General features: G+C 64.4%; 17 protein-coding genes and 1 pseudogene. 5 read left to right on the plus strand and 13 right to left on the minus strand.

Annotated elements, in window-relative coordinates; all coding sequences use genetic code 11:
- Positions 1–8: 8 nt before the first annotated feature.
- The 7 genes and pseudogenes from ALII_RS0102495 to ALII_RS0102525 form a co-directional block, all read right to left on the minus strand.
- Entirely contained in the window at positions 9–890 is an 882-nt protein-coding gene (locus ALII_RS0102495) for an alpha/beta fold hydrolase (RefSeq protein ID WP_024585759.1), read from the minus strand.
- A gap of 114 nt (positions 891–1,004) precedes the next feature.
- Positions 1,005–2,633, minus strand: a complete 1,629-nt coding sequence (locus tag ALII_RS0102500) for a CTP synthase (protein WP_024585760.1) — start codon at positions 2,631–2,633, stop codon at positions 1,005–1,007.
- A gap of 81 nt (positions 2,634–2,714) precedes the next feature.
- A complete protein-coding gene (locus ALII_RS23035; protein WP_348265973.1) occupies positions 2,715–3,521 on the minus strand; it encodes a L,D-transpeptidase in 807 nt (268 codons plus the stop codon).
- A 184-nt stretch (positions 3,522–3,705) separates the two neighbouring features.
- Positions 3,706–4,214: pseudogene (secG, locus tag ALII_RS0102510) on the minus strand (preprotein translocase subunit SecG).
- Between the two features lie 130 nt (positions 4,215–4,344).
- Positions 4,345–5,145, minus strand: coding sequence for a glutamate racemase (murI, locus tag ALII_RS0102515; RefSeq protein ID WP_024585762.1), 801 nt, complete (start codon positions 5,143–5,145; stop codon positions 4,345–4,347).
- Complete coding sequence (locus ALII_RS0102520) at positions 5,138–5,977, minus strand: RNA methyltransferase (RefSeq protein WP_024585763.1); 840 nt, start codon at positions 5,975–5,977, stop codon at positions 5,138–5,140. The genes murI and ALII_RS0102520 overlap by 8 nt, the downstream gene beginning before the upstream one ends.
- A gap of 63 nt (positions 5,978–6,040) precedes the next feature.
- Complete coding sequence (locus ALII_RS0102525; RefSeq protein WP_024585764.1) at positions 6,041–6,937, minus strand: alpha/beta fold hydrolase; 897 nt, start codon at positions 6,935–6,937, stop codon at positions 6,041–6,043.
- A gap of 141 nt (positions 6,938–7,078) precedes the next feature.
- On the opposite strand from ALII_RS0102525, the gene ALII_RS0102530 reads away from it, so the two are divergent.
- Both ALII_RS0102530 and ALII_RS0102535 read left to right on the plus strand, forming a co-directional pair.
- On the plus strand, positions 7,079–8,293 hold the full coding sequence (locus ALII_RS0102530) for an NADP-dependent isocitrate dehydrogenase (RefSeq protein ID WP_024585765.1): 1,215 nt from the start codon (positions 7,079–7,081) through the stop codon (positions 8,291–8,293).
- Between the two features lie 129 nt (positions 8,294–8,422).
- Complete coding sequence (locus ALII_RS0102535) at positions 8,423–8,785, plus strand: PRC-barrel domain-containing protein (RefSeq protein WP_024585766.1); 363 nt, start codon at positions 8,423–8,425, stop codon at positions 8,783–8,785.
- A gap of 70 nt (positions 8,786–8,855) precedes the next feature.
- On the opposite strand, the gene alaS is transcribed toward ALII_RS0102535, so the two are convergent.
- Positions 8,856–11,516 (minus strand): alanine--tRNA ligase, encoded by a 2,661-nt coding sequence (gene alaS, locus ALII_RS0102540; protein ID WP_024585767.1) that lies wholly within the window; start codon positions 11,514–11,516, stop codon positions 8,856–8,858.
- A gap of 195 nt (positions 11,517–11,711) precedes the next feature.
- On the minus strand, positions 11,712–12,812 hold the full coding sequence (gene recA, locus ALII_RS0102545) for a recombinase RecA (protein WP_024585768.1): 1,101 nt from the start codon (positions 12,810–12,812) through the stop codon (positions 11,712–11,714).
- A 234-nt stretch (positions 12,813–13,046) separates the two neighbouring features.
- On the opposite strand from recA, the gene ALII_RS0102550 reads away from it, so the two are divergent.
- Together ALII_RS0102550 and ALII_RS0102555 are read left to right on the plus strand one after the other, a co-directional pair.
- Positions 13,047–13,961: a carbohydrate kinase family protein gene (locus ALII_RS0102550; RefSeq protein WP_244437270.1), complete on the plus strand. Its 915-nt coding sequence runs from the start codon at positions 13,047–13,049 to the stop codon at positions 13,959–13,961.
- Position 13,962: 1 nt separating this feature from the next.
- The gene (locus ALII_RS0102555; RefSeq protein ID WP_024585770.1) at positions 13,963–14,874 is read left to right on the plus strand and encodes a pseudouridine-5'-phosphate glycosidase; all 912 of its coding nucleotides are present in this window, start codon (positions 13,963–13,965) and stop codon (positions 14,872–14,874) included.
- 41 nt (positions 14,875–14,915) lie between these two features.
- Here ALII_RS0102555 and ALII_RS0102560 read toward each other — a convergent pair whose 3' ends face one another.
- Positions 14,916–15,566 carry an OmpA family protein gene (locus ALII_RS0102560; protein ID WP_029660130.1) on the minus strand — a complete coding sequence of 217 codons (651 nt, stop codon included), beginning with the start codon at positions 15,564–15,566 and terminating at the stop codon, positions 14,916–14,918.
- A gap of 121 nt (positions 15,567–15,687) precedes the next feature.
- On the opposite strand from ALII_RS0102560, the gene ALII_RS0102565 reads away from it, so the two are divergent.
- Positions 15,688–16,089 carry a hypothetical protein gene (locus tag ALII_RS0102565; RefSeq protein ID WP_051375751.1) on the plus strand — a complete coding sequence of 134 codons (402 nt, stop codon included), beginning with the start codon at positions 15,688–15,690 and terminating at the stop codon, positions 16,087–16,089.
- On the opposite strand, the gene ALII_RS0102570 is transcribed toward ALII_RS0102565, so the two are convergent.
- The 3 genes from ALII_RS0102570 to ALII_RS0102580 form a co-directional block, all read right to left on the minus strand.
- The gene (locus ALII_RS0102570) at positions 16,082–16,654 is read right to left on the minus strand and encodes an ABC-type transport auxiliary lipoprotein family protein (protein ID WP_029660131.1); all 573 of its coding nucleotides are present in this window, start codon (positions 16,652–16,654) and stop codon (positions 16,082–16,084) included. The two genes, ALII_RS0102565 and ALII_RS0102570, sit on opposite strands and share 8 nt — an antisense overlap.
- Before the next feature lie 121 nt (positions 16,655–16,775).
- On the minus strand, positions 16,776–18,374 hold the full coding sequence (locus ALII_RS0102575; protein WP_024585774.1) for an MlaD family protein: 1,599 nt from the start codon (positions 18,372–18,374) through the stop codon (positions 16,776–16,778).
- A gap of 14 nt (positions 18,375–18,388) precedes the next feature.
- Positions 18,389–19,210, minus strand: coding sequence for an ABC transporter ATP-binding protein (locus tag ALII_RS0102580; protein ID WP_024585775.1), 822 nt, complete (start codon positions 19,208–19,210; stop codon positions 18,389–18,391).
- Positions 19,211–19,212: the final 2 nt, after the last annotated feature.

Here is a 19,212-nt window from a genome sequence, read left to right on the forward strand (position 1 = left end):
GTGCAAGGCTAGGGCGTCACCGGTTCCAGCGGAGCGGCCTGCGCCGTTCCGCCGCCAAGATCGGGCAGGAGCTCGGGCAACCGGAACTGCTCGAGAAAACCGGTGACGGCTTCAAGCGCGCCGTGAGCGAACATATCGCCATGACCGGCTTCCTTGAAGATGTGCAGCGATGCGAATGTCTCGTTCAAGGAAGCGAGCTTTTCGGCAAAGGTCGCGGGCGTCACCTGGTCCTGCCCGCCGGCCATCAACAGGATCGGCACGTCGATCTCGCCGATCCGCGAGCGCGTGTCGAACTGGGTGCGCACGAGCCAGACGGGCGCCCTGCCCGCCTGCTGGCGAACGGCATCGCGAAAGCTGGTGAACGGCGCTTCGAGGATCACCGCACGCGGCTTGACCTGGCTGGCGGCATAGCTCGCAATGCCTGTGCCCATCGAATATCCGTAGAGAATCGTCCCGTCGGGCGCCATGTTTTCGACCGCGAGCTTTGCAAGCAGGCCCGCGGCGTCGCCATAAAGATGCGTTTCGCTCGGTCGACCGGGATTGCCGCCATAGCCGCGATAGCCGGCGAGCAGCAGGCCGTAGCCATCTTCTGCCAGCTTGAACAGATGGCTCGGCTTCTTAACCAGATCGCCGACGCGGCCCGGAAAATAGACGATGACCGGCTTGCCGGCCTCGGGCTGCTTGTACCAGCTTCGCAGGGTCAGACCGTCATGGGTCTTCATGTCGAAGGGTTCGAGCTTGGCGTCGCTTTCCAGATGAAGGACGCTGAGCACCAGCCGTTCGCGAAAGAGGATCAGCTCCGGCACGGTCTGCATCGCGAGCGTCGCGATGCCGCAAAGCGCGACGACGAAAGCGGCGGCCATCATGCGTGGGGACTTCACGGACTTCATGCAGGTCGACGTGCCTCTTGCGAAAAATTGGCTGCCCTCGTCGAGAGCAGCCAATCATGTCCGCAATTTGTTGCACATCCGTCACATTGCGTGAAGAGGGTGCGGCCGATCGGCTCAGACGAGCCGGCTCTGCTCCACAGCGGCCTCGATGAACGAGGCGAAGAGCGGATGCGGCTCGAACGGGCGCGACTTCAGTTCCGGGTGGTACTGGACGCCGATGAACCAGGGATGGTCGGCATATTCGATCGTCTCAGGCAGGACGCCGTCGGGCGACATGCCGGAGAAGACGAGGCCGCTCTCTTCCAGCCGTTCCTTGTAATCGACGTTGACCTCGTAGCGGTGGCGGTGGCGCTCGGAAATGTCCGTCGAGCCATAGATGTCGGCGATCTTCGTGCCTTCCTTCAGCGCCGCCTTGTAGGCGCCGAGGCGCATCGTGCCGCCGAGATCGCCGGCCGCCTGGCGCTTTTCGAGCATGTTGCCCTTCAGCCATTCGGTCATCAGGCCGACGACCGGCTCCTTGGCCGGGCCGAATTCGGTCGAGGACGCGTTCTCGATGCCGGCAAGCGAGCGTGCGGCCTCGATGCACGCCATCTGCATGCCGAAGCAGATGCCGAAATACGGCACCTTGCGTTCGCGGGCGAATTTGGCCGCGAGGATCTTGCCTTCCGCGCCGCGCTCGCCGAAGCCGCCGGGCACGAGGATGCCGTGGACCTTTTCGAGGAACGGCGCGGGGTCTTCCTTCTCGAAGACCTCCGATTCGATCCAGTCGAGCTTGACCTTCACGCGGTTGGCCAGTCCGCCATGCGACAGCGCCTCGATGAGCGACTTATAGGCGTCCTTGAGGCCGGTATATTTGCCGACGACGGCAATGGTGACTTCGCCCTCTGGATTGTGCAGGCGGCTCGATACCTCCTGCCAGCGTTCCATACGCGGCTTCGGCGCCGGGTCGATGCCGAAGGCGGCCAGAACTTCCGAGTCGAGCCCTTCGGCGTGGTAGGCCATCGGCACGTCGTAGATGTGCGCGACGTCCAGCGCCTGGATGACCGCCGTCTCCCGCACATTGCAGAAGAGCGACAGCTTGCGGCGCTCCTCGGTCGGGATCGACCGGTCGGCACGCACGAGCAGGATGTCCGGCGCGATGCCGATCGAGCGCAGTTCCTTGACGGAGTGCTGGGTCGGCTTGGTCTTGAGTTCGCCGGCCGCCGGAATCCAGGGCATCAGCGTCAGATGGATATAGACCGCCTGTCCGCGCGGCAAATCGTTGCCGAGCTGGCGGATCGCTTCGAGGAACGGCATCGCCTCGATATCGCCAACCGTGCCGCCGATCTCGCAGAGGACGAAGTCGTAGTCTTCGTTGCCTTCGAGAACGAAATTCTTGATCTCGTCGGTGACGTGCGGAATGACCTGCACGGTCGCGCCGAGATAATCGCCGCGCCGCTCGCGCTCGATGATGTTCTTATAGATCCGGCCGGTGGTGATATTGTCCTGCTGGTTGGCAGAACGGCCGGTGAAGCGCTCATAGTGACCGAGATCGAGATCGGTCTCTGCGCCGTCATCGGTGACGAACACCTCGCCATGCTGATAGGGCGACATCGTGCCCGGATCGACATTGAGATAGGGATCTAGCTTGCGCAGTCTCACGCGATAGCCACGGGCCTGCAGAAGTGCGGCGAGTGCCGCTGCTGCAATGCCTTTGCCAAGGGAGGAGACCACGCCGCCGGTGATGAATACATATCGCGCCATGGGAGTCGGTGCTTACCGTCACAAATGAAAATGCGCCAGCCAAAAATCTTCGGCCGGCGCATTTAGGGGTGGAAGAAGGGATCAGAGAACGACGACTTCGGCGCCGACGCGGACCCGCGAATAGAGATCCATGACGTGCTCGTTGATCATGCGGAAGCAGCCGTTCGACGAGGCGCTGCCGATGGTCTCGGGCTGGTTGGTGCCATGAATGCGCACATGGGTGTCGACCTTGTCCTGATGCAAATAGATCGCGCGCGCGCCCAACGGATTGTCCGGCCCGCCATTCATGCCGTCCTTGTACTGGCCGTATTTCTTCGGCTCGCGCTCCTGCATCGCCTTGGTCGGGAACCAGCGCGGCCATTCCTGCTTGTCGCCGACCCTGGCGGTTCCCTTGAACTCCAGCCCGTCCTTGCCGACCGCGATCGCATAGCGGCGCGCCGAGCGGCGATCCTCGACGAGGTAGAGGACGCGGGCCTGCGGATCGATGACGATGGTGCCGGGCTCATAGCCCGAAAAGGCGACGACGACCGGCATCTGCTCGGGCTTCGGCGTGAACTTGCGGACCTTCTCCCGCTCGCCGAGCACTTCGTCGAGCGCGCGGGTCTCAGGCAGAAGCTCCGTCTCCATCGGCCGCATGAAGCCGGTCGAGACCATCGTCGTCGACCGCAATTCGCCGATATTGCCTTCGGTCTTGACGGTGGCGACGTCCTGAGCGGGCAAAGCGGGCGCCGGTGCTGCCATACGCGCCGGCTGTGGCTTGACGACCTGGCGCGGCGCAACGGGCACCGCCTTCTCCTGCGGGAACACGAATACCGGCGGCGGCTCCTGCGAGAAGGACTGGGTTGCGAAGCCGGCAAGAAGGATTGCCAGAGCGAGACGCTTGATCATGTGGAAAGCCCCTTGGCGCCGCACGCGCATATGCGTCCACGACAGGGCGCGGACATGAAGCATCATATCAAATCACCGGCCAGGCTCTCAAGGGTTGCAAGGCCATGGATGCTGCGCCGCAAACGAAATCGGGCGGCTGTGATCGTAAGTACACAGCCGCCCGACGAGAGTTCTCAAAGTGGAATCAGTTGCCGGTGGGGACCTGGTCTTCGCCGGCCGGCGCCGCGTCCGTTGCGGGTGCGGCAGGCGCTTCGTCCGTTGCAGGCGCAGCAGGCTCGTCCCCGGCCGGCGCCGCGCGGCCGGCGCTGCGCCATCGTCCGAAGACGGCGCGGCCGGAGCGGCCGGAGCTGCCGGAGCGCTCGGGACGTCGTCGCCGCCAAGCTGATCGAGAACGCCGCCTGCGCCCGAGGGTGCCTGCTGGCCTTCCTGCTGCGTCGGGATGCGGTCGAGGAAGTCGGTCGGCTGCTCGCCGTAGCGTGCCAGGAGGGAAAGTCCGAGCGAGGTCGCGAAGAAGATCGCCGCAAGGATGCCGGTCGCCCGCGTCAGCGGATTGCCCGAGCCGCGCGCCGCAGCGAAATTGCCGCCGCCCCCACCGCCGATGCCGAGGCCGCCGCCTTCGGAGCGCTGCAGCAGCACGACGGCCACCAGCGCCAGAACGACGAGCAAATGGATGACGATGAGGATGGTTTGCATAAGGAAATCCGGGTGATCTGTTCTCTCCCGCGAAAGGTTACGCGGGGCGACGCGGCTCAATACACGGCTTCAGCCGCCATTCCAAGTCCTATATGGGCACGCCCTATATGGCTGGCGCATACCTGTTCTTTCAAGTCCGAAGCGTCGATTGCAGACCGAAACCCTGCATCAGCCGGTCGATCGCAAAATCCGCCCTGCCCGAGGTGAAGATCGCACGGTCGGGAACATCGCGCCCGCCGGCACCTGCCGGACTGTTTTCGAGCAGCGCCAGAACGCGCCGCGCGATCGCCTCGGCCGGGTCGAGCCAGTCGACCGGCCATGGTGCCAGCCGCCGGAAAACGTTCGCCAGGAAGGGATAGTGCGTGCAGGCGAGGACGACGATGTCGGTGCGCCGCCCGTCCTGCTCGATGAAGCAAGGCTCGATCTCGGCGCGGATCGCCTCTAAGTTGATAGTTTCACCGCGAATGTGCTGTTCGGCAAAGCGGGCGAGCGACTGGCTGCCGACGAGCCGGACGTGGCACTTGGTCGCGAAGGACTGGATCAGGTTGCGCGTATAGGCGCGCTTGACCGTGCCGGGCGTCGCCAGAACCGAAATGAGGCCAGTATGGGTTCGCTCCGCCGCCGGCTTGATAGCGGGGACGGTGCCGACGAACGGCGTCGAGGGATAGGACGCGCGCAGATCGTCCAGCACCAGCGTCGAGGCGGTGTTGCAGGGGATGGCGAAGACCAGCGGGTCGTGCTCGGCGATGAGCTTGCCGGCGAGTTCGACGATGCGCGCCTTCAGCGCCTCTTCCTCCCAGTCGCCATAAGGAAACGCCGCGTCATCGGCGACATAGACGAAACGCCGGTCTGGCATCAAAACGCGCGCTTCGCGCAGGACGGTGAGGCCGCCGATGCCCGAATCGAACAGGATGATCGGCCGGTCAGCCATCCGCGTCTCCCGGCTCGCGACCCTGCGCATCGGCCTCGGCCTTGCGCTTGGAGTAACCTGCGCCGCGCGGCTCTTTCGGAGAGTAATAGTCGAGCGAATTCAGGACGCCGCGCAGCGCCTTGATCTCGGCGACGCTGAAGCCCGGCCGGGTCAGCACCGCACGCAACGCGTCGACCATGCGCGGTTTCTTGGCCGCCGGTCGGAAATAGCCGCGCGCATCGAGCGCCGACTCCAGATGGTCGAAGAAGCCGGCGAAGATCGCCTTCGGTGCCTGCTCGATGACGGGGCCGGAAAACGGCACCTGCTCGGTCTCCGCGCCGCTCTTCATCCATTCATAGGACATCAGCAGAACCGCCTGCGCGATGTTGAGCGAGGCGAAGGCGGGATTGACCGGGAAGGTGACGATCTCGTCGGCGAGCGCCACCTCCTCATTGTCGAGGCCGAAGCGTTCGCGCCCGAAGAGGATGCCGATCCCCTCGCCCGCGCCGAACCTGCGGCGCAGTTCGCCTGCCGCCGACACCGGGCCGCGCACCGGCTTGAAGCCGTCGCGCTGCCGCGCCGTCGTGGCGAGCACGTAGTTCAGATCGGCAATCGCCTCGGCCAACGTGTCGAAGACGCGGACCTTGTCGATGACGTGGTCGGCCTTCGAGGCGGCGGCGCGCGCCTTCTCGCTCGGCCAGCCGTCGCGCGGGTTGACGAGGCGCAGCTCGGCCAGGCCGAAATTCGCCATGGCGCGGGCGACCATGCCGATATTCTCGCCAAGCTGAGGCTCGACGAGGATGATCGCCGGGCCTTCCTGGATGAGCGTGCGGTCGCGGTCGGTGCCTGCCATGTCGTTTCCGTCGATGAATGTGGAATCACAACTGGCACAGGCGCGGAAAAAACGGAACAGGGGTCAGCGGACGAAGTCGCGGATGGCGCCGGCCACGGCGTCCGGCTGCTCGTGCAATATCCAGTGGCCGCTCTCGGCAAAGCGTCTGACGGTCAGTTGCGGTGCATAGTCGCCAAGGTCGTCGATCGTCGCCGGCCGCAACGCCTCGTCCGCCTCGCCCCAGAGCAGCAGATGCGGCATGCGGACGAGAAAGGATTCGCGCGGCATGTCGTCGATCGGCGACGGGATTGCCGGCTCGCCGACGCCCGGAACCGCGATCGGCGAGGCGCGGTACCAGTTGAGCATTCCCGTCATCGCGCCCGGCCGGCTCCACGCCTCCAGATACCTCGCGCGCTCCTCGCCGGTCATCCAGCCCGTCTTCGAAAATCCCGACAGCATGTTGAATGTGCGACGATATTCGTCCTCGGCCATGCGGGCTTCGGCGCCATCCGCCCGCAAGCGGTTCATATACTGGCTGGCGCGCCTTTGCTCCGGATCGTCGGAGATCGCGCGCTGGAACAGCGCCGGGTGCACGCCATTTGCAATGACGAGATGCGACAGGCGGTCGGGATGCGCGAACGCGTACGCATAGGCGATCGACGCGCCCCAGTCGTGGCCGGCGAGCACGAAGGGCCGGCCGGGCGACAAATGATCGGCGAGCGCCGCAAGATCGGTGACGACGTGCTTCGAGCGATAGGCGTCCACGCCCTGCGGCTTGTCGGAAAGGTTGAAACCGCGCTGGTCGGGCGCGACGACGTGGAACTCGCCGGCAAGCGCACGCATCACGCCTTCCCATGCCGCCCAATATTCGGGGAAGCCATGCAGGCAGACGATCAGCGGTTTTCCACGCTCCCCTATCTCGGCGACGTTCAGGGAAACCTGCCCGGTATCGAACCTGAAAAATCGAGTGTCGACGCTCATCTGGACCTCCTCGCGCTACGTCCAAAGCCCTGTATCCCGGCGGCTTTGCCTTCCGGGCGCACAATGCTATAGGGGCCGCAAATTCCCGGGCGTGCCCGTTTCAGGTCGCGCCTTCTCCCAACAGACAGCGAGGCATTTCTCATGGCGAAGATCAAGGTGGCAAATCCGGTCGTCGAACTCGACGGCGACGAGATGACACGGATCATCTGGCAGTTCATCAAGGACAAGCTGATCCACCCCTACCTTGATATCGACCTGAAATATTACGACCTCGGCATGGAAAGCCGCGACGCGACCGACGATCAGATCACGATCGATGCGGCCGAAGCGATCAAGAAGTATGGCGTCGGCGTCAAATGCGCCACGATCACGCCGGACGAGGCCCGCGTCGAGGAATTCGGCCTCAAGAAGATGTGGCGTTCGCCGAACGGCACGATCCGCAACATTCTCGGCGGCACCATCTTCCGCGAGCCGATCATCATGAAGAACGTCCCGCGCCTCGTTCCGGGCTGGACGCAGCCGATCATCGTCGGCCGTCACGCCTTCGGCGACCAGTACCGCGCGACCGATTTCAAGTTCCCCGGCGCCGGCAAGCTTACGATCAGGTTCGTCGGCGAGGACGGCCAGGTTATCGAGCACGAAGTCTTCGACGCACCGGGCTCTGGCGTCGCGATGGCAATGTACAATCTCGACGATTCGATCCGCGAATTCGCGCGCGCCTCGCTGAACTACGGCCTGCTGCGCGGCTATCCGGTTTACCTTTCGACCAAGAACACGATCCTCAAGGCCTATGACGGCCGCTTCAAGGACATCTTCCAGGAGGTCTACGAGACCGAGTTCCTGGAGAAGTTCAAGGAAAAGAAGATCACCTACGAGCACCGCCTGATCGACGACATGGTCGCGGCTTCGCTCAAGTGGTCGGGCGGCTATGTCTGGGCCTGCAAGAACTATGACGGCGACGTCCAGTCGGACACGGTCGCGCAGGGCTTCGGCTCGCTCGGCCTGATGACCTCGGTCCTGATGACGCCGGACGGCCAGACCGTCGAGGCCGAAGCTGCGCATGGCACGGTCACGCGTCACTTCCGTCAGCACGAGAAGGGTCAGGAGACCTCGACCAACTCGATCGCGTCGATCTTCGCCTGGACGCGCGGCCTCGCACACCGCGCCAAGCTCGACGACAATGCCGAACTGAAGAACTTCGCCGAGACTCTGGAGCGCGTGTGCATCGAGACCGTCGAATCCGGCCACATGACCAAGGATCTCGCGCTTCTGATCGGCGCCGACCAGCCTTGGCTCTCGACGTCCGGCTTCCTCGACAAGGTCGATGAGAACCTGCAGAAGGCGATGGCGGCCTAGAGGCCAGTTTCCAAGGCTAAGCGAACGGGGCGGCTTCAGAGCCGCCCTTTTCTTTTGTCGCGCGCCCGCAGTCGAACCAATCTGCGCCTCGCGCATTGAGGGCAAGTATCAATGCCAAGGAGCAAATCCATGTTCGCCAAGACCGTTACCCTCGCCTTCGTCTCCTCCGCCCTTCTCGCCGGCTCCGCCTTCGCCCAGACGGCATGGGTCGAGATCGAAGACAACGTCCAGGTTTCCGCGTTCAACGCCACCGTCGACCAGATCGATGACTGGGACGTCTATGCCGGCGGCGAGAAGGTCGGCGAAGTCGAAGAGGTGGTCGGCACGGAAGCCGGGACCGCGACCGCGCTGGTCGTCGACTTCGAAGGCAATGGCGGATTTGCCGACCAGGACATGGTGATCCCGCTCGACCAGTTCGCCTGGGAGAACAACCAGCTCGTGCTCAATGCCGATGCTGCCGCGGTCGGTTCGATGGAAGTCTGGAACGACTAAGCAAGGCCACGCTCAAAATGACGAAAGCCGCGGCATTGCCGCGGCTTTTTTCATTGTGCGCTGACGAAAATCAGCCGGCGAGCGCTTCGCGAACCGCGGCGATGGCCGCATCCGCATTGGCTGCGTCGGGGCCGCCGGCCTGTGCCATGTCCGGCCGGCCACCCCCACCCTTCCCGCCGATTGCGGCGGAGGCGGCACGAACGAGATCGACCGCACTGTAGCGGCCGGTCAGATCGCTGGTGACGCCGACGACGACGCTCGCCTTGCCGTCATCCGTGCCGACGAAGACGACGATGCCGGACCCGACCGACGACTTGCCCTCGTCTGCCAGCGGCTTCAAATCCTTGGCCGACACACCCGAGACGACGCGGCCGAGGAAGCCGACGCCCGCCACGGTCTCAGCTTCCTGCCCGCCGGCCGGACCCGCGCCGCCGCCGAGCGCCAGCTTCTTGCGGGCGTCGGCAAGTTCGCGCTCGAGCTTCTTGCGCTCGTCGAGAACGGCTTCGAGGCGAGTGACGACATCCGCCGGCGCGACCTTCAGCGCGGCGGCTGCCGCCTTCAGGCGCTTGTCCTGTTCGTCGAGATGCTGCCGCGCGGCTTCGCCCGTCAGCGCCTCGATGCGCCGGACGCCCGATGCCACGGCGCCTTCGGCCAGAAGACGCACGATGCCGATATCGCCGGTGGCGGCGACATGCGTTCCGCCGCAAAGCTCGGTCGAATAGCTCTTGCCGGCTTTGTCGCCATGAAGCGCCGTGCCCATCGACACGACGCGGACCTCGTCGCCATACTTTTCGCCGAAGAGCGCCATGGCGCCTTCTGCGATCGCGTCGTCGACGGCCATCAGCCTCGTCGTCACCGGGGCGTTCTGCAGCACGATCTCGTTGGCGAGTTCCTCGACTCGCGCCAGTTCCTCGGGCGCGATGGGCTTGGGATGCGAAAAATCGAAGCGCAGGCGGTCGGGCGCGACGAGCGAACCCTTCTGCGCAACGTGCGTGCCGAGCACTTCGCGCAGCGCCTCGTGGACGAGGTGCGTGGCGGAGTGATTGCGGCGGATGCGGGCGCGGCGCGCGGCGTCGACCTTGAGTTCGACCGAAGCGCCGATCTTCACCGTACCCGACGCGACGCGTCCGAAATGGACGAACAGGCCGTCGGCCTTCTTCTGCGTGTCGGTGACGTCGATTGCGAAGCCTTCGCCCAGGATGCGGCCGGTGTCGCCCACCTGGCCGCCGGATTCGCCGTAGAATGGCGTCTGGTTGACGACGATCGCGACGTCTTCGCCCTCTGAAGCACCTTCTGCCTGCGTGCCGCCCTTGACGATCGCGGCGATGACGCCTTCGGCCGCTTCGGTGTCATAGCCGAGGAATTCGCTTGCGCCGACCTTGTCGCGGATGCCGAACCAGACGGTTTCGGTTGCCGCTTCGCCGGAGCCTGCCCAATTGGCGCGCGCCTCGGCCTTCTGTCGCTCCATCGCCGCGGAAAACGCGTCGGTGTCGACGGAAATGCCGCGCTGGCGCAGCGCGTCCTGCGTCAGGTCGAGCGGGAAGCCGTAGGTGTCGTAGAGCTTGAACGCCGTCTCGCCATCGAGGCGGTCGCCCTCACCGAGCTTTTCGGTCGCATCCGACAGGAGGCCAAGGCCGCGCGCGAGCGTCTTGCGGAAGCGCGATTCCTCGAGCTTCAGGGTCTCGGTGATGAGCGCCTGGCCGCGCACGAGTTCGGGATAGGCTTGGCCCATCTCGCGCACGAGCGCAGGCACGAGGCGCCACATCAGCGGATCTGCTGCGCCCAGAAGCTGCGCGTGCCGCATCGCGCGACGCATGATGCGGCGCAGGACATAGCCGCGGCCCTCGTTCGACGGCAGGACGCCATCGGCGATGAGGAAGCTCGCCGCGCGCAGATGGTCGGCGATGACCCGGTGGCTTGCGCGGTTCTTGCCTTCGGCCTTGACGCCCGTCGCTTCTTCGGAAGCGCGGATCAGGGCCTTGAAGAGGTCGATGTCGTAATTGTCGTGAACGCCCTGAAGGACGGCCGCGATGCGCTCCAGCCCCATGCCGGTGTCGATTGAGGGACGCGGCAGGTCGATGCGCTGTTCCTTCGAAATCTGCTCGTACTGCATGAAGACGAGGTTCCAGATCTCGATGAAGCGGTCGCCATCCTCATCCGGGCTGCCGGGAGGGCCGCCAGGAATGCCTTCGCCGTGGTCGTAGAAGATTTCGGAACACGGGCCGCAGGGGCCGGTATCGCCCATGGCCCAGAAATTGTCGCTCGTCGCGATGCGGATGATGCGGTCGTCGCCAAGCCCGGCGATCTTCTTCCAGAGCGCGGCCGCTTCGTCGTCCGTGTGGTAGACGGTCACGACCAGACGGGTCGGATCGATGCCGTATTCCCTGGTGATCAGGTTCCAGGCGAACGTGATCGCCTCTTTCTTGAAGTAGTCTCCGAACGAGAAATTGCCCAGCATCTCGAAGAAGGTGTGATGGCGCGCGGTGTAACCGACATTGTCGAGATCGTTGTGCTTGCCGCCGGCACGCACGCACTTCTGCGCCGTCGCCGCGCGCGAATAGGGTCGCGTCTCAAGCCCGGTGAAGACGTTCTTGAACTGGACCATGCCCGCATTGGTGAACATCAGCGTCGGATCGTTGCGCGGGACGAGCGGGCTCGACGCAACCGCCTCGTGACCGTTCTTCCGGAAATAGTCGAGGAAGGTCGATCGGATTTCGTTGACGCCACTCATCTGCGAACCTTTACGTGCTGACTGCCCGCGGAAACCGGGAGAGAACGCCTTTTAGCGTCAGGCAATTGGGCTGTCCAGAAATCAGCACCGAACGCCTGGCCGATTGCGCGAAGCGGCGGCGGCTCCTCCAAAATGCGAATGAAAAAGGCCGCCGGAACATCCGACGGCCTTCTTCGTCAACGCGACCGCCCGGACTTACATGCCGGCGGCGTCATCAAAATCGGCATCGTCTTCGCCGTCGCCATCACGCTTTGCCTCGAGAAACTTTTCCGCGATCAGGCCGGCATTCTGGCGAAGCGCCAGTTCGATCTCGCGGGCAGCCTCCGGATTGTCGCGCAGGAACTGTTTGGCGTTCTCGCGACCCTGGCCAAGACGTTGCGAATTGTAGGAGAACCAGGCGCCCGACTTCTCCACCACGCCAGCCTTGACGCCAAGATCGACCAGTTCGCCGACCTTCGACACGCCCTCGCCATACAAGATGTCGAATTCGACCTGCTTGAAGGGCGGTGCAAGCTTGTTCTTGACGACCTTGACGCGGGTCTGGTTGCCGACGACCTCGTCGCGATCCTTGACTGAGCCGATGCGGCGGATGTCGAGGCGGACCGAGGCGTAGAACTTAAGCGCGTTGCCACCCGTCGTGGTTTCCGGCGACCCGAACATGACGCCGATCTTCATGCGGATCTGGTTGATGAAGATGACCATGGTGTTGGACCGAGAAATCGACGCGGTCAGCTTGCGCAGCGCCTGGCTCATCAGGCGTGCCTGCAGGCCCGGCAGCGAATCGCCCATCTCGCCTTCGATTTCGGCGCGCGGCGTCAGGGCGGCGACCGAATCGACCACCAGCACGTCGATCGCTCCGGAGCGGACCAGCGTGTCGCAGATTTCCAGCGCCTGCTCGCCCGTATCGGGCTGCGAGATCAGCAGGTTTTCAAGGTCGACACCCAGCTTACGGGCATAGACGGGATCGAGCGCATGCTCGGCATCGACGAAGGCGCAGATGCCACCCTTCTTCTGCGCTTCGGCAACCGTATGCAGCGCAAGCGTCGTCTTGCCCGAGCTTTCCGGCCCATAAATCTCGACAATTCGCCCTTTCGGCAAGCCGCCGACGCCCAGTGCGATATCGAGACCGAGCGAACCGGTGGGAATGGTCGCGATTTCCACCACCTGCTCGTTCGCGCCGAGCCGCATGATCGAGCCCTTGCCGAACGCACGCTCGATCTGCGAAAGCGCAGCGTCGAGTGCCTTTGTCTTGTCCACAGATCTGTCCTCTACAAGCCGCAATGAATTCTGAGCCATGATACATACCCCGTGCTGGTCAGCGAAGATGGACAGTTCCGTGTCCCGTAGATTTTTGTACCTTTTTTGTTCCCTTTTTGCAAGCGGGGTCAAGTCACTGGAATATATGGATTTAGTCGGACAGGTTCGAAATATGTTCTCCTTCTTCCGCAACGTCGTCGGCCGTCCCGCCCGCGCGATTCCGACGGCCGGCGCGCGGGTGGCGCCATGATCGGGCGATGTTCGATTCTTGCCGTGGGCGGCGCTCATATCGACCGGCGTGGTGTCGTCTCAGGCCCCTATCGTCCGGGTGCCTCCAATCCCGGTGCGATGCGCGAGGAGGTCGGCGGCGGCGCGTTCAACGCGTTGCGCAATGCCTGTCGCCTCGGCGCGCAAGGCGCAATGCTGTCGGTTCGCGGCGGCGATGCCGCCGGGCAGATGGTCGAGCGTGCGATCATCGCCGCCGGCATCGGCGACATTTCCGCGACATTCCTGGACCGCTCGACGCCGAGCTACACCGCAATCCTCGAAGAAACGGGCGAGCTCGTCTGCGGCTTTGCCGACATGGCGCTTTACGAGCAGGCCTTCGACAAGCAATTGCGCAGGCATCCCTTCCGCGATGCCATCGGCGGTACGGATGGCATTTTGACCGATGCCAACCTGCCGCAGCCCGCGCTCGAGCGGCTTGCCGGATCGATCGGGGCGCTGCCCCTTTTTGCGATCGGTGTCTCGCCGGCCAAAATTCAGCGGTTGAAGCCGATCCTCGGGTCGCTGTCGATGCTGTTCATGAACCGGAACGAGGCATGCGCGCTCAGCGGGCTTGGCGCAGGCGCACCCGACGAAGCTCTGGGCCGTGCGCTTTCCGAGAAGGGTCTTGCGCGTTCCGTGATCACCGCCGGCAGCGGCGGGCTGCTCCTGCTCGACGCAGGTCGCCTTGCGAAGCTGACGCCGCCCGATGTGAGGAACGTGCGCGACGTCACCGGTGCCGGCGATGCGCTGGCCGGCGTGACGATGGCGCGCATGCTGCAAGGGCTGGACTTCCACGAAGCGGTGCGCCATGGCATCGCCGCCGCGTCGCTGACGATCGAGAGCGAAACCGTCGTCGCGGATTTCGACGAGGCCAAATTGCTGAAACGCCTGGCCGACGTGCCGGAAGTCATCGGAGCCTGACATGACGCCAAGCCAAGCCTATCTCGACTATTCCACGGAAGTCTCCGCTGCCAAGCATGCCGGAAAACCAATCGTCGCGCTCGAAAGCACGATCATCACGCATGGCATGCCCTATCCGCAGAATGGCGAAATGGCTGCGCGTGTCGAGGCGATCATCCGCGAGGAAGGCGCCGTGCCGGCAACGATCGCCATCGTCGACGGGCGAATCAAGATCGGACTGACCGACGCCGAGCGCGACGCCCTCGCGCAGGCCAGGAATGTGATGAAGCTCTCGCGTGCCGACCTTGCCTTTGCCGTGGCGCAGAAGAAGACAGGGGGCACCACGGTCGCCGCGACGATGATCGCCGCTGAACTCGCCGGCATCCAGGTCTTTGCGACGGGCGGCATCGGCGGCGTCCACAAGGGCGCCGAGACGAGCTTCGACATTTCGGCCGATCTCGACGAACTGGCACGCACGCCGGTCATCGTGGTCTCCGCCGGCGCGAAGGCGATTCTCGACGTCGAAAAGACGCTCGAAGTGCTGGAGACGCGCGGCGTCCCGGTCGTCGGTTACCGCACGGACGTCATGCCGGCCTTCTGGTCGTCGCGCTCTGCCCTCCCCGCTCCGTTGCGCCTCGACGAGGCGAGCGACATCGCGGGGTTCCACCTGACGCGTCAGGAACTCGGTCTTCGCGGCGGCATGCTGATCGCCAATCCGGTGCCGCAGGACCAGGAAATTCCGGCCGAAATCATGGCCGGGCATATCGCGCAGGCGCAAGCCGAGCTTGGCCCCAAGGGCATCACGGGCAAGGCGGTGACACCGTATCTGCTCGGCCGGCTGCTCGAACTCACCGATGGCGCGAGCCTCAAGACGAACATCGCGCTGGTCGAGAACAACGCCCGGCTGGCGGCGAAGATCGCCAAGGCGCTCTAAGCAAAGAAAAAGCCCCGGAAATCCGGGGCTTTTTGCTTCGGTCAGGTGATCGGCGCGAGGTAGATTTCGACGCGGCGGTTCTGCTGGCGGCCTTCCGGCGTCGCGTTGGAGGTCACCGGCTGGCGGTCGCCGAAGCCGTTGACCGCGAAGCGACGGCCGTCGATGCCCTGCGCGTTGAGATAGTTCGCGACCGAAAGCGCACGGCGCTCCGACAGGCCCTGATTGTAGGACGGGTTGCCGGTCGAATCGGTGTGGCCGTTGACGTCCACGATGGTCTGCTCGTAGCGGCGCAGGACGAGGGCGACTGAATTGAGCGTGTTGTAGAATTCGCCGCGCACCTGATCCTGATCGGTATCGAACGTGACGTTGGACGGCATGTTGAGGATGATCTGGTCGCCCTGACGCGTGACCGATACGCCGGTGCCCTGAAGCTGCTGGCGCAGCTCGTCTTCCTGCCGGTCCATGTAGTTGCCGATCGCGCCGCCGCCGAGCGCGCCGACACCGGCGCCGATGAGTACGGCGTTGCGCTGTGCACGGTCGCTGCCACCGACGGCAAGGCCGGCGAGCGCGCCGAGGCCCGCACCGATCGCAGCACCGCCGGCCGTATTCGACATGCGCTGCTCACCGGTGAACGGATCGGTCGTGCACCCGGCAGCGAAAATGAGAGCCGTCGCGGCGACGGCGAGCTTCATCGAAGTCAAGATTCCCTCCAGCATTTGCCCTGAGCGTGCGGAAACACCCCGAATCCGCTGCATATCGTCTTCTAGCATCGATTGCGGCGGATTCGCGATCCCGTCCTGCCATCAAGCTGGAATGCGACCGGATTCCGTGCATTATGCCGCCAAACTCACGAGAGCCTGCCTGCCGATGCATAAGACCGTTCCACTCGTCGCCGCCTTCACTCTGCTGGCTGCTGCCGGCTGCACGACCTTGAATGAAGGGCTCGAAGCGGAAGTGGTCAATTCGATCCGCTATGACGATACGCCTTGCCCGCAACTGATCGGCGAGCGAAACGCGCTGGCTACACAATATGGCGTGTCGCAGACCGTTCAGCGCACGCCGGCAACAGAATCGCGATTCATGGGCGTCGGTCCGCTGATTCCTGATCTGCGTGCCGAGGAGGTGCGGCAGCGCAATCTGGCCATCGGCCAGATCGATGCGATGAACCGTTCGCTGACGCGCCGCGCCTGTATCGGCGAAGCGGCGGCTACATAGCCGAAATCGCCCACGGCACGAGTTCGCTGATCGCCTGCGAGAACGCCTGGTCGAGGGCTGCGGCGTAGGCAATGTTGCCTGTTCCGGCAACGGGCGCCTGGGCGGTGAACAGCCGCGATGCGCGCACCGATCCGTTGCGATCGTTCAGCACCTTGACGAACAGCCCGACATCGGCCCGCGCTCCGCCGTCGACGCGAACGCCGAAGGAGCGGATTTCAGTCACGATCTGGTAGTCGATCGCCAGTCCCTGGCCCGGCAGCCCGACCCCCGCGAGACGCCCGGAAGCCTGGAACGCCTCGGACAACCGCACCTGCACGACGCGCGGCAGTCGGTCCGACCATTGCGCGCCGGACAGATATTCGATCGAGCCGGGCGACGTGCGGATCACGATCTCCTGACCGTCGAGCGACTGCAGGGCGGTCGGCTCGGCGATCAGGATCTGGGTCCGGCCGCGCTGCGGACCGCTTGCAGCGGTGGCGGTCGTGGTCAGTTCGAACGTGTCGAGCGGCGCCGGGCCTCCACCGAGGAGCGCACAGCCGGACAAGGAAAGGGCGAGACCGGCCATGGCCAGAAAACGAAAACGCAATGTCACAGATCGACCCCCGAGATGATGGATTGAGCGAGGCGGATGCAACCGGCGCGCGCACACCCAGCCCTAGAATTGTCATTTGACATAATTGGTTCCCTCATCGGCGCTGGCGTCCGTCGAACTGGCGCACCTCGCCGGCACCCCCGCCCAGAATGCGCTGCGGATTTCGCTCGAGATCGGTGATCGCCCGTTCGATGCGGTTGATCGACTGGCGCGTGTCGCGGACCAGTCCGTCGACCTCGCGCAAGCCCTGCCCCGTGAAGCGAGAGAGATTACCCGAAATGACCCCCACCTGCTGGTTCAGCGTGTTTGCGACCTGACGATAGGCGGCAAGCGTCGCACTCGCATCGGCGATCAGACCTTGCGTGTTTTCTGAGCCCAGCACGTCGTCGACGCGCGCGTCGATCGTGTTCGCCATGCCGCGGAACGCATCGAGCGTCTGGCGTGCATCGGCGATAAGTCCTTCGGTCTCTTCCGAGCCGAGAAGGCTGTCGATGCGCTCGTTCAGCGTGTCGGCGACCTGGCGGAAGCTGCGCAGCGTGTCGCGCGTATCGGCGATCACGCCATCGGCCTGCCCCGAGCCGAGCAGGTCGTCGACGCGCACGAGAACGGAATCGACACGAAGCGAAGCCTGGTTGAGCCGTTCGCCCAGAAGACGCGCATCGGAGATGATCGCGTCGATATCGTCGGAACGGCCGCTGACGGTCTCGGCCACCGACGAGACGTCGGCCGCGGCCTGGCGGATGGTGTCGCTGGCGGCGGAGAAATTGGTCACGACCTCGCCGATCACCTGCGGATCGACCTCGCCGATGATCGCCTCGACATTGGCGACGGCGCCATCGACGCGCGCGAACGTGCCCTGCGCGCTCTCGGTCAATTCGGCGACCGATGCGGACGCGCGGTCGACATTGGCCATGATGTTGGCAAGCCCGTCGCCAGCCACGCGCAGATCACCGGTGAATTCCTCGACGTTCGAAACCACGGCGTTGATCCGGTCGGGATCGATGGCGGCGATGAAGGTTTCGGCCGCACCGAGCGTCGATTCGAGCTGGCCGGAGACCCTTGCGAGCGTTCCCGAGAGCTCGGAAACACTGGCCAGAAACGTGTCGATGCCTTCCGCATTGCGTCCGAGTGCTTCGGAGAAGCGCTGTGCGTTGCGGGCGGACTCGACCAGCGGACCGCGCACATCGGTTGCGAATCCTTCGAATTCCGTCAGGACCGAATCGGCCCGGCGGAAGATCGACTGGGCGCTCTCCAGAAGATTGGTCACGGCCGAAGGGTTCGCCGTCAGTTCCGCGACGGTGTTGTTGGCATCGGCCTCGTCGAGAAGGCTCGGCTCGTCGAGATTGGCGCCGCGCAATTCGATGTTCGCCTGGCCTGTCAGGCCTGCGAGGCCGACATCGACCTGCGTCGAGCGGGTGATGGGCGTCAGCCGGTCGATCTCGGCATCGGCGATCGCGGCTGCCGGGTTGCGCGGATCGATATAGACGCGGCGGATGTCGCCGACACGCACGCCGTTGAACAGGATCGCGCTGCCCCGCCCGAGGCCCGAAGCCGAACCGGGAATGAGGATGCGAACCTGCGCCGTCTCGCCGCGCTCGCCGACCGCAGCCGTCCAGTAGACGAAGGCGAAGGCGGACAGGATGGCGACCAGCGTGAAGATGCCGACGGTGACGTAATTGGCACGTGTTTCCATTCAGATTCTCTCGTTCAACCGCGCGCGGACATGTCGATCTGGCGCGCGCGTTTTCCGCGGAAATAGGATTGCACCCACGGCTCGTCGTAGTTCATCAATTCTTCGACGGTCCCGTCGACCATCACCTGCTTGTTGCCAAGAATGGCGATGCGGTCGCAGACCGAAAACAGGCTGTCGAGGTCGTGCGTGACCATGTAGACAGTCAGCCCCATCGTGTTGCGCAGCTTGTCGACCAGTTCGTCGAAATCGGCCGCGCCGATCGGATCTAGGCCGGACGTCGGCTCGTCGAGAAAGACGATGTCGGGATCGAGCGCGAGCGCCCGCGCCAATGCGGCACGCTTGATCATGCCGCCCGAAAGCTCGGAGGGAAACTTGTCGGCAGCGTCGGGCTTCAGGCCGACCAGTTCGAGCTTCAGCATCGCCAGCTCGTCCATCAGGCGCTTCGGCAGGTCGAGATATTCGCGCATCGGGACCTGAATGTTCTCCTTCACCGTCAGCGCCGAGAAAAGCGCGCCATGCTGGAAAAGAACGCCGAGGCGCATGTCGATGGCGACGCGTTGCTGGTCCGTCACCTTGTCGATGTCGACGCCGAAGAGTTCGATCGTGCCGGCCTGCTTGCGATTGAGGCCGAGGACGGTGCGCAGAAGAACCGACTTGCCGGCGCCCGATGGCCCGATGAAGCCCAGGATTTCGCCGCGATAGACGTCGAGCGACAGGTTTTCCAGAACGGTGGTCCGACCGAACGAAACCGTCACGTCGCGCGCGCTCAGCACCACGTCCCGCCCGGTGGCGGGATGGAGATGGACCGGAGCGGTCTGGATCGTCGCTTCGCTCATTG

Origin of the sequence: Aliihoeflea sp. 2WW, assembly GCF_000497755.1 — a bacterium.
Classification (GTDB): domain Bacteria; phylum Pseudomonadota; class Alphaproteobacteria; order Rhizobiales; family Rhizobiaceae; genus Aliihoeflea.

Bases quoted from the DNA above. Each gene is read 5' to 3' on its own strand.
- ALII_RS0102495 (WP_024585759.1), bottom strand. From the start codon at position 890: ATGAAGTCCGTGAAGTCCCCACGCATGATGGCCGCCGCTTTCGTCGTC.
- ALII_RS0102500 (WP_024585760.1), bottom strand. From the start codon at position 2,633: ATGGCGCGATATGTATTCATCACCGGCGGCGTGGTCTCCTCCCTTGGC.
- ALII_RS23035 (WP_348265973.1), bottom strand. From the start codon at position 3,521: ATGATCAAGCGTCTCGCTCTGGCAATCCTTCTTGCCGGCTTCGCAACC.
- murI (WP_024585762.1), bottom strand. From the start codon at position 5,145: ATGGCTGACCGGCCGATCATCCTGTTCGATTCGGGCATCGGCGGCCTC.
- ALII_RS0102520 (WP_024585763.1), bottom strand. From the start codon at position 5,977: ATGGCAGGCACCGACCGCGACCGCACGCTCATCCAGGAAGGCCCGGCG.
- ALII_RS0102525 (WP_024585764.1), bottom strand. From the start codon at position 6,937: ATGAGCGTCGACACTCGATTTTTCAGGTTCGATACCGGGCAGGTTTCC.
- ALII_RS0102530 (WP_024585765.1), top strand. From the start codon at position 7,079: ATGGCGAAGATCAAGGTGGCAAATCCGGTCGTCGAACTCGACGGCGAC.
- ALII_RS0102535 (WP_024585766.1), top strand. From the start codon at position 8,423: ATGTTCGCCAAGACCGTTACCCTCGCCTTCGTCTCCTCCGCCCTTCTC.
- alaS (WP_024585767.1), bottom strand. From the start codon at position 11,516: ATGAGTGGCGTCAACGAAATCCGATCGACCTTCCTCGACTATTTCCGG.
- recA (WP_024585768.1), bottom strand. From the start codon at position 12,812: ATGGCTCAGAATTCATTGCGGCTTGTAGAGGACAGATCTGTGGACAAG.
- ALII_RS0102555 (WP_024585770.1), top strand. From the start codon at position 13,963: ATGACGCCAAGCCAAGCCTATCTCGACTATTCCACGGAAGTCTCCGCT.
- ALII_RS0102560 (WP_029660130.1), bottom strand. From the start codon at position 15,566: ATGAAGCTCGCCGTCGCCGCGACGGCTCTCATTTTCGCTGCCGGGTGC.
- ALII_RS0102565 (WP_051375751.1), top strand. From the start codon at position 15,688: ATGCGACCGGATTCCGTGCATTATGCCGCCAAACTCACGAGAGCCTGC.
- ALII_RS0102570 (WP_029660131.1), bottom strand. From the start codon at position 16,654: ATGGCCGGTCTCGCCCTTTCCTTGTCCGGCTGTGCGCTCCTCGGTGGA.
- ALII_RS0102575 (WP_024585774.1), bottom strand. From the start codon at position 18,374: ATGGAAACACGTGCCAATTACGTCACCGTCGGCATCTTCACGCTGGTC.
- ALII_RS0102580 (WP_024585775.1), bottom strand. From the start codon at position 19,210: ATGAGCGAAGCGACGATCCAGACCGCTCCGGTCCATCTCCATCCCGCC.